The sequence below is a fragment of the Microlunatus parietis genome (assembly GCF_013407955.1).
Taxonomy (GTDB): Bacteria; Actinomycetota; Actinomycetes; order Propionibacteriales; family Propionibacteriaceae; genus Microlunatus; species Microlunatus parietis.
This window is the reverse complement of the sequence record NZ_JACCBU010000001.1, coordinates 1,669,869-1,682,729: the sequence shown is the minus strand read 5'-3', so window position 1 is coordinate 1,682,729 and position 12,861 is coordinate 1,669,869. Positions and strand designations below refer to the sequence as shown.

The window sequence follows — 12,861 nt, the reverse complement described above, 5'->3', positions numbered from 1 at the left end:
CGATGGCCTAGAAATGGTCAAGCCGCGCGGTCAGGAGGCGCGGTCCTTTCGCGCCCGCGATCCGGGCGCCATCTGGAGGAGGAGACGTTCCATGCGAGGAAGAGCTCGCGCAGCGATCGCCGCGGCGATCGGCAGCCTGGCGCTCATCGCGTCGGCATGTGGCGGCGGCGGAACACCCACCGACCCCGGCCAGAGTGGAGCCGTGACCACCGGAGGCGAGATCACCGTTCGCGGCTGTACGCCTCAGAATCCGCTGGTCGCGGGCAACACGGCCGAGGTCTGTGGCGGCAACATGCTCGACCTACTGACCGCGAAACTGATGCATTACGCGCTCAAGGATGCGACGCCGGAGTACGACATCGCGGAGAGCATCGACACGACCGACAACCTCAACTTCACGGTCAAGCTCAAGCAGGGGTACAAGTTCCACGACGGCACCGAGGTGAAGGCTCACAACTTCGTCGATGCCTGGAACTACACCGCCGCCGGGGTGAACGGCCAGCAGGGCAGCTACTTCTTCGAGCCGATCGAGGGCTACGCCGACGTCGCCTGCCCGAACGAGGAGTGCTCGCCGAAGCCGAAGACCGACAAGCTGTCGGGGCTGAAGGTCGTCGACGACTACACGTTCACGATCAAGACCGCGAACCCGGTGTCCAACCTCGTCGTCCGCCTCGGCTATTCGGCCTTCGCGCCGCAGCCGGACGCGTTCTTCGAGAACCCGGACGCCTTCAAGACCAAGCCGATCGGCGCCGGCCCGTACCAGGCGGAGATGATCGACGACACCCAGTACGTGTTCAGCAAGTTCGGCGACTACTCGGGTGAGTTCAAGGGCAAGCCGGACAAGATCACCTTCCGGATCTACAACGACCCGGGCGCCGCCTACCGTGACGTGCAGGGCGGCAACCTGGACGCGACCGACATCATCCCGCCGGACATGATGGTGGACGACCTGTACAAGTCCGACCTGCCGGATCGCTGGCTGGTCCGGGAGCAGGGCGTGATCCAGGCGATCGGGTTCTCGCCGACCGACGAGCAGCTGAAGAACCGCGACCTGCGCCGGGCGATCTCGATGGGGATCGACCGGGACCTGATCACCAAGCAGATCTACAACGGCAGCCGCACCCCGGCCGACAGCTTCGTCTCGCCGGTCGTGAACGGCTACAAGGCCGGCGCCTGTGGCGAGTGGTGCACGTTCGACGCGGCCAAGGCCAAGGCGCTGTACGACAAGGCCGGCGGTTACCAGGGCACGCTGACCTTCGGCGTGAACCAGGACGGCGGCCACAAGCCGATGGCCGAGGCGGTCTGCAACTCGCTGAAGAACGCGCTCGGCCTCGACTGCGCCGTGGAGATCACGCCGGACTTCAAGACCCTGCGTGATCAGCTGAACAAGAAGGAGCGCAAGGGCATCTTCCGGCAGGGCTGGCAGATGGACTACCCGAGCATCGAGAACTTCCTCGCCCCGATCTACGCCAAGGGCGCGTCGTCCAACGATGTCCGGTACGACAACCCGGAGTTCCAGGCCGACCTGCAGAAGGGCAACGCGGCGAAGACGACCGACGAGGCGAACAAGTTCTACCAGGACGCCGAGGCGAAGCTGGTCGAGGACCTGCCCGCCTTCCCGACCTGGTACGACGCGGCCGTGATCGGCTGGTCCGACCGGGTCACCAACGTCGAGACGAACGCCTTCGGCGTCATCGACTACGCCCAGATCGAAGTCAAGCAGTGACGGACGGCCGAGGGGCGGTGGCGAACCCACCGCCCCTCGGCCGATTCCCGTGGCCCACGCGGCCTGAGCTTGTCGAAGCCCACCCGTTTCGGCATGCTCAGGTCACGTCAACCTGAAAAGGGGATGCGCGGATGGCAACCTTCATCGTGCGCCGGGTCCTGCAGATGATCCCGGTCTTCTTGGGCACGATCTTTGTTCTCTACCTTGCGGTGTTCGGCCTCGGCGATCCCATCGCCGGCCGCTGCGGCGAGCGGCCGTGCCCCGGCGGCTACGTCGCCAAGTTCACCGAGGAGTACAACCTCGATCAGCCGCTCCCGGTGCAGTACGTGCTCTACATCGGCAAGCTGCTGCAGGGTGATCTCGGCACCAACTTCTACGGCAACGAGGTCGCGCACGAACTGGCGATCCGGTATCCGACGACGATCACGCTGACCGCGATCGCGATCAGCTGCGAGGTCCTGATCGGCATCACCGCCGGCGTCCTGGCCGGCATCCGCAAGGGCCGTTTCCTGGACAACCTGGTCTTGGTCAGCACCCTCTGCGTCATCGCGGTGCCGGTGTTCGTGATCGGCACGATGGCCCAGCTCGTGTTCGGCGTCCGGCTCGGCATCTTCCCGGTCACCTCGACCCAGGGCACGTTCTACCAGTTGTTGTTACCCGGCTTCGTGCTCGGCACCTTGTCGGTGGCCTTCGTGTCCCGGCTGACCCGGGCCTCGCTGGTGGAGAACCTCCGCGCCGACTACGTCCGGACCGGGAAGGCGAAGGGCCTGACCAACCGGCGGGTGATCGGCGTGCACACGCTGCGCAACTCCCTGATCCCGGTGGTGACGTTCGTCGGCACCGACATCGGCACCCTGATGGGCGGCGCGGTGGTCACCGAGCGGATCTTCAACATCAACGGCATCGGCGGCTTCATCTTCCGCAGCGTCAACCAGAAGGACGGCGTTTCGGTGGTCGGTGCCGTGGTGGTGCTGGTGCTGGTCTACCTGTTGATGAACTTGATCGTGGACATCCTGTACGGGGTGCTCGACCCGAGGATCGGTCATGGCTGACTCGACGACGATGCCGCAGCTGATCACAGCGCCCCAGGCGGAGCAGGTCGGCGGCGGTCCCGACGGTGGCGGTCAGCAGGCCCGGTCGCTGTGGTCCGACGCCTGGCGCGAGCTGCGCGGCAATCCGATCTTCTGGATCTCGGCCGGCCTGATCGTGATCATCCTGCTGATGGCGGTCGTGCCGCAACTGTTCACCCAGACCGACCCGAACTTCGCCGACCTGCGCCGGGCCCGGGAGGCCCCGTCGTTCGACAAGGCGTGGTTCGGGATGGACTCGCAGGGGTACGACGTCTACTCCCGGACCATCCACGGCGCCCGGTCGTCCCTGATCGTCGGTCTGCTGACCACCCTGCTGGTCGTGATCATCGGCGGCAGTATCGGCACGATCGGCGCCTACCTGGGCGGCTGGGTGGACGCGGTGCTGTCCCGGATCGGCGAGATCTTCTTCGCCATCCCGTTGATCTTGGGCGGCCTGCTGTTCCTCTACCAGTTCCCCAACCATGCCGGCGATCCGTACATCCAACTCGTCGGCAAGGTGGTCCTGGTGATGACGTTGATCGCCTGGCCGCAGACCGCCCGGGTGATGCGCTCCAGCGTGCTCCAGGTGAAGCCGAACGACTACGTCCAGGCGGCCCGCGCGCTGGGTGCCAGCCCGGCCCGGTTGATCTTCCAGCACATCCTGCCGAACGCGGCGGCGCCGGTGATCGTCGTCGCCACGATCAACCTCGGCGTCTTCATCGCCACCGAGGGCACGCTGTCGTTCCTCGGCATCGGGCTGCAGCCGCCGGCGATCTCCTGGGGCCAGGCGATCTCCGACGCGTCCGGGATCGGCCTGATCCGGACGGCGCCGCACATGCTGCTGTTCCCGAGCCTGTTCCTGTCGATCACCGTACTGGCGTTCATCATGCTCGGCGACGCCGTCCGGGACGCCCTCGATCCGAAGCTGCGCTGAGGAGGGGGACAGATGACCGATTCCTTCGTGGAGACACGCGACGTCGAGGCCGCGCGAAGCTGGGTGCCGACCGACGGGTTGCTGCTCGAAGTTGATCAACTCCAGGTCGAGTTCCGGACCAAGGAGGGCGTCGCCAAGGCGATCAACGGAGTCTCGTTCGATCTTCGTGAGGGCGAGACGCTGGCGATCCTCGGCGAGTCCGGGTCCGGGAAGTCGGTGACCGCGCAGGCGATCATGGGCATCCTGGACTCGCCGCCCGGCTACGTCACCGGCGGCCAGGTGCGCTATTGCGGCACCGATCTGCTGACCCAGAACGAGGAGGTCCGCCGGTCCGTCCGCGGCGCCGAGATCGCGATGGTGTTCCAGGACGCGCTGTCCGCGCTGAACCCGGTCTTCCCGGTCGGCTGGCAGATCGCCGAGATGTTCCGCAAGCACCGCGGGATGAACCGGGCCGACTCGCTGCAGCAGGCGATCCGGCTGATGGAGCGGGTGCAGATCCCGGGCGCCCGGCAACGGGTGAAGGCGTTCCCGCACCAGTTCTCCGGCGGCATGCGGCAGCGGATCATGATCGCGATGTCGATCGCGCTCGACCCGGCGATCCTGATCGCGGACGAGCCGACCACCGCGCTGGACGTGACGGTTCAGGCCCAGATCATGCAGCTGCTCGCCGAGCTGCAGGAAGAACGCAGGATGGGCCTGATCCTGATCACTCATGATCTTGGTGTGGTGGCCGACGTGGCCGACCGGATCGCGGTGATGTATGCCGGCAAGATCGTCGAGTCGGCCGAGGTGTTCGAGCTGTACGCGTCTCCGCGGCACCCGTACACGAAGGGTCTGCTGGAGTCCATCCCGCGGCTGGACCAGAAGGGGCAGGACCTGGCCGCGATCGGCGGGCTGCCGCCGAACCTGATGCACATCCCGCCCGGCTGTGCCTTCAACCCGCGCTGCCGGTACGCCCAGGACATCTGCCGTGCCGATCCGCCGCCGCCGCTCCGGGAGCTGGTCGGCGTCGGGCAGCGGCCGGGCGTCCCGAGCCGGCTCAGCGCCTGCCACTTCGCGGAGGACCTGGAGGTCGCCGAACCGGCGGCCGACCAGCCCGCCGACACCACCCAGCAGGGGAGGGAACTGCGTTGAGCGACGTGATCCTGCGCGCCGAGGAGCTGTACAAGCACTACCCGATCAAGGCCGGCGTGCTGCGCCGGACGGTCGGCTACGTGAAGGCCGTCGACGGCGTCTCGTTCGAGCTGCACAAGGGCGAGACCCTGGGCATCGTCGGCGAGTCCGGCTGCGGCAAGTCGACCCTGGCCCGGCTGCTGGTCGGGCTGGAGGAGCCGTACCGGAGCCATGTCGGCGGCACCAGCAGGCCGAGCCCCGGCCGGCTGCTGTACGACGACGTCGACGTGACCAAGCTGTCCGGTGCGGCCTGGCGGCGGGCCCGCCGGGACATCCAGATGATCTTCCAGGACCCGTACACGTCGCTGAACCCGCGCAAGACGGTCGGCGACATCGTGGCCGAGCCGTTCCACATCCACCCCGATGTGGTGCCGGCGGCGCAGCGGCGGGCCAAGGTGCAGGAGCTGCTCGACCTGGTCGGTCTCAACCCCGAGCACATCAACCGCTACCCGCACCAGTTCTCCGGCGGCCAGCGGCAGCGGATCGGGATCGCCCGCGGTCTCGCGCTGAACCCGAAGATCCTGGTCTGCGACGAGCCGGTGTCGGCGCTGGACGTGTCGGTGCAGGCGCAGGTGGTGAACCTGCTGGAGCGGCTGCAGGCCGAGCTCGGGCTGGCCTACATCTTCATCGCCCACGACCTGTCCGTGGTCCGGCACATCTCGGACCGGGTCGGTGTGATGTATCTCGGCACCATGGCCGAGCTCGGCGACGAGGACCAGATCTACTCCCGGCCCACGCACCCGTACACGCAGGCCTTGTTGTCGGCGGTGCCGGTGCCGGACCCCACGCTGCGCAACAGCCGGGACCAGATCGTACTGACCGGCGACGTGCCGAGCCCGGCCAACCCGCCGTCCGGCTGCCGCTTCCACACCCGCTGCTGGCGCGCCCAGGACCGGTGCGTGGTGGAGCAGCCGCAACTGGTGCTCCGCCCCGACGGCGCCGGCGAACACGCCTCCGCCTGCCACTTCGCTGAGGTCCGCGAGGTCGTCTAGGTTCGACCGGTGACCCATCTCCGGCCCCTCGACCTCGCCGGTGGGCTCGTGCGGCTGCGCGAGTTCGCCGCGGATGATCTTGACGCGGTCGCGGCGATCGTCGGCGACGATCGCGTGACGACGTTCCTGTCGTTCGACAGCAGGACCCGCGAGCAGGCCGAGAGCATGCTCGCCGGGATCCTGGACCGGGCCGAGCTCGAGCCTCGGACGGAGTTCTACCTGGCGGTCGAGCCGCTGGCCGGGCCGCCGCTGGTCGGGTTCATCAGGCTCGCCCTGGGCGGCGTCCGGGCCGCCAAGCTCGGCTACGCGATCCATGCTGATCACTGGGGCCGCGGGTACGCGACGGATGCCCTGCGGACCATGATCGCCTACGCCTGGGATGTGCTCGACCTGCACCGGATCACCGCTGCCATCGGCCCCGAGAACGCGGCATCGATCGCCGTCGTCGAACGTGTCGGCATGGTGCCCGAGGGACGACTGCGTGATCACGTCTTCACCAACGGGGCCTGGCGCGATTCCTTGCTCCACTCGGTTCTGCGCGACGACCCCGTGCCGCCCGCTTGAGCTGGGTCCGCCACTCCGCACCAAACCGCTTGGTTTGTCGACAACCCACGCAGATTGCGGGTTTCGACGTCGGGTTGTCGACAAGCCGACGCGTTCCCGCACGGAGATGGGATGATCGGGCGGTGATGAGGGAAGCGCCGCCGATCCGCGACCGGATGCTGGCGGCGGCGCTGACGGTGCTCACCACCGAGGGCCAAGCGGCCGTGACGGCGCGCCGGCTGGCCGCCGAGGCCGGGGTGTCCACGATGGCGGTCTACACCCACTTCGGCGGGATGGACGGGGTCTGGCAGGAGGTGCTGGCCGAGGGTTGCCGGCGGCTGGTCGCCGGGTTCGACGAGGTCGGCGTGTCCGCCGACCCGGTGGCGGACGTCGCCGCCTTCGGTGCCGTGTACGTGCGCGCCGGGCTGACCGACCCGGAGCTCTACCGGGCGATGTTCGCCGATCCGCGGCTGAGCGAGATCACCGACGTGCTGGCCGACGAGGCCCTGGACCGGCTGGTCGGGGCGGTCGGCCGCTGCGTCGGGGTGCGGCTCGATGATCTTGACGAGCCGGCGGTGACCGGCGTCGCGTACCAGTTCTGGATCCTCTGGCACGGCGCGGTCAGTCTGGCCCTGGTCGGCCTGCTCAAGCCCCGACAGGTCCGGCGTACGGTGACCGAGGGCATGATCGGCTTGTGCACCGGCCATGGCGACTCCCCGGACCGGGCCGCGCGGTCGGTCCGGCGAGGCCTCCGCGGTCTGGCCGACTTGGCCTGACAGAAAGCCCCTTTACACTCTGGCCCATGCCGGTAAGCCCCATGCGCATCGTCAAGATCGTTTCGTCCTTCCTGATGTTCGCGGTGGTGAGCGTGGTCGCGGGCGTGCTGGTGGCCGGGCTGTTCGTGCCGCTGGCCGGGTTGTCCGGCGCGACCGGGCAGGCCGCGGCCGGGCAGTTGGACGACCTGCCGGCCGAACTGGAGACGCCGCCGCAGGCGGAGCGGTCCACCGTGCTGCTCGGCAACGGCGACGTACTGACGTACTTCTACGACCAGAACCGGATCTACACCGAGCTGGACGACATCGCGCCGGAGATGATCACCGCGCTGCTGGCGATCGAGGACCACCGGTTCTACGAGCACGGCGCCCTGGACCTGACCGGCACGCTGCGGGCGCTGCTGCGCAACTCGTCCGGCGGGGACACCCAGGGCGGCTCCTCGATCAGCCAGCAGTACGTGAAGATGGTGCTGCTGGAGGCCTGCGACCTTGATCAACAGTGCATCGCCGAGGTGATCAGGTCGGACGGCCCGGAGGGCTATCAGCGCAAGATCAAGGAACTGCGGTACGCGCTCGCGCTGGAGCAGAAGTTCAGCAAGGACGAGATCCTGGAGCGCTATCTCAACATCGCCTACTTCGGCAACGGCGCGTACGGCGTCGAGGCCGCGGCCAGCTACTACTTCTCCACCACGGCAGCGAAGCTGACCCTGCCGCAGGCGGCGATGCTGGCCGGTCTGGTCCGCGACCCGAACCAGCTCAACCCGGTCAAGAGCACCGACGCCGCGCTGCAGCGGCGGGACGTGGTGATCAACCGGATGGCCGAGCTGGCCATGATCACGCCGGCCGCCGCCGAGAAGGCGAAGCGGCACGGCTACGACCGGCGCGACGTGCGCCCGGTCCGCAACGGCTGCGTCGACTCCGACTACCCGTTCGTCTGCGACTACGTACGGCGGACGCTGCTGCAACTGCCCAGCCTGGGCGCGACGCCCGAGGAACGCGAGCAGACCCTGAACCGCGGCGGCCTGACGATCAAGACCGCGATCGACCCGGACACCCAGGATCTGGCCCAGCGGCAGCTGGAGAAGGTGGTCGGGCCGAAGGACTCGGTGATCGCGACGATGAACATGATCCAGCCGGGCACCGGTTTGATCTTGGCGATGGCGCAGAGCCGGCCGGTGATGGGCGACGACCCGAAGCAGGGCGAGACCTACTACAACTACTCGGCGACCCCGGCGATGGGCGGCGCCGAGGGCTTCCAGGCGGGCTCGACGTTCAAGGCGTTCACTGCGGCCGCGGCGCTGCAGCGGGGCATCCCGCTGAGCAAGACCTACGACGCGAAGTCCCGGATGGACTTCACCGGCAGCCGCTTCGACTCCTGCTCCGGGCCGGTCACGACCGGCAGGTTCCCGGTGAAGAACTCGACCGCGGCCGCGGGCGTGATGGACATGCGCCGGGCCGCCGAGCAGTCCACGAACACGTACTTCGTGCAGCTGGCGCTGGACGTCGGCATGTGCGACATCGTCGAGCTGACCGAGAAGCTCGGCATGGAGAGCAGTACCAAGGACCTGCCGATCAGCGCGTACGACACGATGCCGTCGTTCACCCTCGGCACCGCCGAGGTGGCCCCGATGAAGCTCGCCGAGGCGTACGCGACGTTCGCGGCCCGGGGCGTGCACTGCGATCCGATCGTGCTGCGCGAGGTGACCACGGCCGGCGGCAAGGACCTCGCGGTGCCGGACGGCAACTGCCGCCGGGTGATCCCGGCCGAGGTCGCCGACGCGATGAACGAACTGCTGTCCGGCGTGATGAGCGACGGCACCGGCCGGCCGGCGCGGTTGGACGGCGGCCGCCCGCAGGCCGGCAAGACCGGCACCACCGACGACAACTACACGGTCTCCTTCGCGGGTTACACGCCGGAGGCGGCCGGTGTGGCCATGATCGCGATCGACAACCGGAAGGTCCCGTTCCGGAAGGGTTCGAAGCCGTACCGGAGCAAGGGCGTGCTCGGCTACGAGACCGACACCGGCGTCGTCCTGGAGGGCAGCGGCGGCGGCGACGCGGGCAGCCTGATCTGGAAGCCCACCATGGAGCGTTACCTGGACGGCAAGCCGGAGACCGACTTCGTCGCGCCGCCGCGGGACCTCGAGGCCGGGGCGCTGGTCGAACTGCCCGACATCTCCGGGCTGAGCATCGCGGCGGCCGTCGAGCGGCTCGAGGAGGCGGGCTTCACCGTTCGCCAGGTCCGTCGGCACAGCGAGACCGTACCGGCGGGTGAGGTGATCGGCTTCAGCAAGACCGGCGGTCAGGCGCGGGCCTTCAGCACGATCGATCTGTACGTCTCGGACGGTCCGGAACCGGCCGAGCCGCAGGGTGATCGTTGAGCATTCCCGCGAGTTCGCGGATCGTCTCCACCGGGAGGAAGCCGGCGCCCTCGCCCGAGTTGATCATGACCCCGCCGTCCTCGAGCCGAGCCAGGTGCGGCCCGAACTCGTCCGGCAGTGCCACGGCCCTCGCCGCGGAGAGATAGCTCAGGTAGCCGAGCTTGGGCGTCGGCGTCCCCACCGGCTGCACGTCGGCCAGCTCCCGCAGCAGCGAACGTGACGTCACCGCGGCCCAATCCGGTTCCCAGACGGAGACGAGGTGGCACAGGATCGAGCCGGCCGGCGCCGCTGCATCGTCGCGCTGCCACGTCACCACGATGCCGTTCCGGACCTTCGGGGAGTCGGAGTATCCCCCGACGCTCATCGTGATCGACAGCTGCTCGATGCCGTGACCGCACGCCTCGAACGTCTGAGTGATCCCGAGATGCGGAGCGTCCGTGTTCCGGCGGAAGGCGTCGTCGATCACCCGACGGGCGTTCTCCGGCTCGGCGAGCGAGGCGCCCGGGAGCCGGTGCGAGGTCCACCCGAGACGTTCGTCACCGACCTCGTCCAGTAACGCGAGGAACGCGAGAAGCCGGTCGGTGATCCGCTCCGCCGACTCCGGCCGCGGACCCCAGAACCCCCGCACGATCAACGGCTTGTCCATGGCCACCGCTCCTCAGCCGACCAGGCCGAACCGGGCCGAATCGAGCAGGTCGGCGAGGCGCCGCGGCGTGCCGTAGCCGAAGGAGAGCCGGATCGGCTGGCCCGGCGGGTCCGGGATCGCCCGCGCGGCGGCCTCGGTCAGGGTGCAGCAGACGGTGCCCGGGAGGCGGATCAGGCGGAACTCGCGGACCTCCACGGTGACGGACTGGACGTCCTCCCAGGCCACGTCGAAGACCTCGCTCCAGCTGCCGTGGCGGAGTTCCTGTTCCGCGAACCGCTCCCGGGAGAGGACCAATCGTCGTGGCCGGACCAGCAGCCGAAGCGTCCGGATCAGCATCTCCACGCCGCCGATCACAGCGACCGCGCCGATGAACACGGAGTGTTGAGGTCGGCCGGACTCGATCCAGGTCGCCACGCCCTGCGACCCGAGCCAGCCGGCGACGACCAAGAGGCCGAGGGCGATCAGGGTGTACAGCTGGAGCTTCCGCTTCTGGACCGGGACGATCACCGGCTGCCCCTGGGCCAGGTCCTGGAACTGCTCGCCGTAGCCGGTCGATCCGAACACCGGGCTCACCTTAGTGGCCGCGCGTGTCGGCGGGGCGTGCCAGGCTGACCACCATGGGGTACGAGGAGCTGCCGGTCACCGAATGTCTGCGGGGGACCGATGCGGAGCTGCTGGGGTTCGCGCTGGACCGGGCCCGCAAGGAGTTCGCCTGGAAGACCGGCGGCCTCGACGCCGAACAACTCCGGCGCCGGCACCCGCCGTCGACGATGACCCTGGCCGGCTTGATCAAGCACCTGGCGTTCGTCGAGGACGGCTTCACCGCGACCGCCCAGGGCTGCCCGCTGCCGCCGCCGTGGGACGAGCGGGACTGGGTGACCAACGACGACTGGGGCTGGCAGTCGGCGGTCACCGACGAGCCGGACCAGCTCTATGCGCTCTGGTACGGCGCGGTGGCCAGGTCCCGTACGGCCTGGGTGGAGCCGGCCGCGGACGGCGGTCTGGACGTGATCGTCGCCGACCCGGACCCGGCCTGGTCGCGGAACCGCCGCCGGATCCTGGTCGACCTGCTCGAGGAGAACCTGATCCATCTCGGCCACGTCGACCTGCTCCGGGAGGCGGTCGACGGCCGGCGCGGTCACGGCTGGCCCGATTCTTGAGCGACGTTGTAACGCCGCCAGACCCGTACGCGTAGAGAGGGTGACGGTGGCCGGACCGGCCGCCGGGGCGGAACGGGTGCGAGGAGAACGATGGCACGCAGACGCGACTTCAGCGACTGGGCGACGGACAACTCCGCGCCGCTGTTCCGGCGGGCCCTGCTGCTGACCGGTGACTGGCATCGCGCCGAGGACCTGGTGCAGGAGACCCTGGCCAAGCTGTACGTGAGCTGGGCCCGGGTGGACCTGGACCGCAACGCCACCGGGTACGCGATGCGGACGCTGTTCCACGTCTTCGTCTCGGACCGGCGGCGCCGGCCGGCCGAGGTGGCGCTGGTCGATGTCGTACCGGAGCGGCCGGAGCCGGGCCGCGATCTCGACCTGCGGCTCGACCTGGCCAAGATCCTGGCCGTGCTGAGTCCGCAGGAGCGGTTCGTCGTCGTCTCGCGCTATCTGGACGACCTCAGCGTGGAGGAGGTGGCCCGGATGCTCGGCCGGACCCGGTCCTGGGTCCGCACCACCAGCCATCGAGCCCTGCGCCGGATCCAGACCGCCGCCCCCAGCCCCCTGACGAGCTCGCTGCTCACCTGACCGAGGAGAATGATCATGGAAACCCGCGACCTGCAGACCCTGCTGCGAGCCGCCGACCGGACCGACCGGCCAGCACCGGTGGACCAGCTCGTCGAGGAGGGCGTCCGGCGCGGCCGGCGCCGGCTCCGCGAACGTCGGCTCACCGCCCTCGGTGCGGTCGGTGCGACCCTCGCCGCGGCCGGCGCGGTCGTCGCCTTCGCCTTACCTGGCAGCGGTTCCGGCGGCGGCGTCACGGTCGCCCCGGCCGGCACCCCGAGCCCGTCCCGCAGCGTCGAGCAGACCAAGGAAGGCCGGCTGCCGACGACGGCCGAGTTGCAGAAGTTGATCAAGGCCAATCTGCCCGAGGGGCTCACCCTGCGGAAGGCCGTCGGCGAGGACGGCATGATCTCGTACGAGCTGGGCGACGAGGACGGCTACAGCTGGTCCGGCGGCGGCGTACTGCGGACAGACTGGTTCGGCCACGTGCCGTGCACGGAAGCGCAGGGCTGCACGGTCACTGAGGTCGAGGGTGGCCGGCTCCAGATCAGCCGGGACCCCGAGAAGGTCGGCGACGGGACCTGGTACACCTTCGTCCGCGACGACGGCCGTGCGGTCTGGTTCGGTCAGCGGAACGCCTTCGACGGCAACGGCCCGGTGACCCGGGAGAAGCTGCCGCTGACCGACAAGCAGGCGATCGCCCTGGTCACCTCCGACGACTGGACGCCGTGGCTGGACCGGCTGCCGAAGGAGTCGCCGCACGGCGAACCTGGCACCGAGAAGGCCGAGCTGCAGAAGAAGGCCGAGCAGAAGAAGGCGGAGCAGAAGAAGGCGGAGCAGAGGAAGGCCCAACTCGAGAAGGGGACCGCCCGGTAGCCGGCCCGCATGACTGTCAGCCG

The 12,861-nt window shown here is 69.1% G+C and carries 13 protein-coding genes; 11 read left to right on the top strand and 2 right to left on the bottom strand.

All coding sequences use genetic code 11. The features are described from left to right. Positions 1 to 91 precede the first annotated feature (91 nt). From BKA15_RS07995 to BKA15_RS07960, 8 genes are all read left to right on the top strand, one after another. Complete coding sequence (locus BKA15_RS07995; protein WP_179749640.1) at positions 92 to 1,726, top strand: peptide ABC transporter substrate-binding protein; 1,635 nt, start codon at positions 92 to 94, stop codon at positions 1,724 to 1,726. A gap of 131 nt (positions 1,727 to 1,857) precedes the next feature. After that, positions 1,858 to 2,778 (top strand): ABC transporter permease, encoded by a 921-nt coding sequence (locus BKA15_RS07990; RefSeq protein ID WP_179749638.1) that lies wholly within the window; start codon positions 1,858 to 1,860, stop codon positions 2,776 to 2,778. A gap of 10 nt (positions 2,779 to 2,788) precedes the next feature. Continuing rightward, positions 2,789 to 3,730 (top strand): ABC transporter permease, encoded by a 942-nt coding sequence (locus BKA15_RS07985; RefSeq protein WP_218871905.1) that lies wholly within the window; start codon positions 2,789 to 2,791, stop codon positions 3,728 to 3,730. A 12-nt stretch (positions 3,731 to 3,742) separates the two neighbouring features. Beyond that, on the top strand, positions 3,743 to 4,864 hold the full coding sequence (locus BKA15_RS07980; protein WP_179749634.1) for an ABC transporter ATP-binding protein: 1,122 nt from the start codon (positions 3,743 to 3,745) through the stop codon (positions 4,862 to 4,864). After that, positions 4,861 to 5,895: an ABC transporter ATP-binding protein gene (locus BKA15_RS07975; RefSeq protein WP_179749632.1), complete on the top strand. Its 1,035-nt coding sequence runs from the start codon at positions 4,861 to 4,863 to the stop codon at positions 5,893 to 5,895. The genes BKA15_RS07980 and BKA15_RS07975 overlap by 4 nt, the downstream gene beginning before the upstream one ends. A gap of 9 nt (positions 5,896 to 5,904) precedes the next feature. Continuing rightward, a complete protein-coding gene (locus tag BKA15_RS07970; protein ID WP_179749630.1) occupies positions 5,905 to 6,459 on the top strand; it encodes a GNAT family N-acetyltransferase in 555 nt (184 codons plus the stop codon). A gap of 125 nt (positions 6,460 to 6,584) precedes the next feature. Next, positions 6,585 to 7,214 (top strand): TetR/AcrR family transcriptional regulator, encoded by a 630-nt coding sequence (locus BKA15_RS07965; protein ID WP_246322704.1) that lies wholly within the window; start codon positions 6,585 to 6,587, stop codon positions 7,212 to 7,214. Positions 7,215 to 7,240: 26 nt separating this feature from the next. Continuing rightward, a complete protein-coding gene (locus BKA15_RS07960; protein ID WP_179749626.1) occupies positions 7,241 to 9,592 on the top strand; it encodes a transglycosylase domain-containing protein in 2,352 nt (783 codons plus the stop codon). Here BKA15_RS07960 and BKA15_RS07955 read toward each other — a convergent pair. Further along, positions 9,528 to 10,238, bottom strand: coding sequence for a hypothetical protein (locus BKA15_RS07955; protein ID WP_179749624.1), 711 nt, complete (start codon positions 10,236 to 10,238; stop codon positions 9,528 to 9,530). The two genes, BKA15_RS07960 and BKA15_RS07955, sit on opposite strands and share 65 nt — an antisense overlap. 12 nt (positions 10,239 to 10,250) lie before the next feature. After that, positions 10,251 to 10,802, bottom strand: coding sequence for a hypothetical protein (locus tag BKA15_RS07950; RefSeq protein WP_179749623.1), 552 nt, complete (start codon positions 10,800 to 10,802; stop codon positions 10,251 to 10,253). A 53-nt stretch (positions 10,803 to 10,855) separates the two neighbouring features. Between BKA15_RS07950 and BKA15_RS07945 the strand changes: the two genes are divergently transcribed. The 3 genes from BKA15_RS07945 to BKA15_RS07935 all read left to right on the top strand — a co-directional run bounded on the left by BKA15_RS07945 (position 10,856) and on the right by BKA15_RS07935 (position 12,838). Beyond that, the gene (locus BKA15_RS07945; RefSeq protein ID WP_179749621.1) at positions 10,856 to 11,398 is read left to right on the top strand and encodes a mycothiol transferase; all 543 of its coding nucleotides are present in this window, start codon (positions 10,856 to 10,858) and stop codon (positions 11,396 to 11,398) included. A gap of 90 nt (positions 11,399 to 11,488) precedes the next feature. After that, positions 11,489 to 11,986, top strand: a complete 498-nt coding sequence (locus tag BKA15_RS07940) for a sigma-70 family RNA polymerase sigma factor (protein ID WP_179749619.1) — start codon at positions 11,489 to 11,491, stop codon at positions 11,984 to 11,986. A gap of 15 nt (positions 11,987 to 12,001) precedes the next feature. After that, the gene (locus BKA15_RS07935) at positions 12,002 to 12,838 is read left to right on the top strand and encodes a hypothetical protein (protein ID WP_179749617.1); all 837 of its coding nucleotides are present in this window, start codon (positions 12,002 to 12,004) and stop codon (positions 12,836 to 12,838) included. The last annotated feature ends 23 nt before the right edge of the window (positions 12,839 to 12,861 follow it).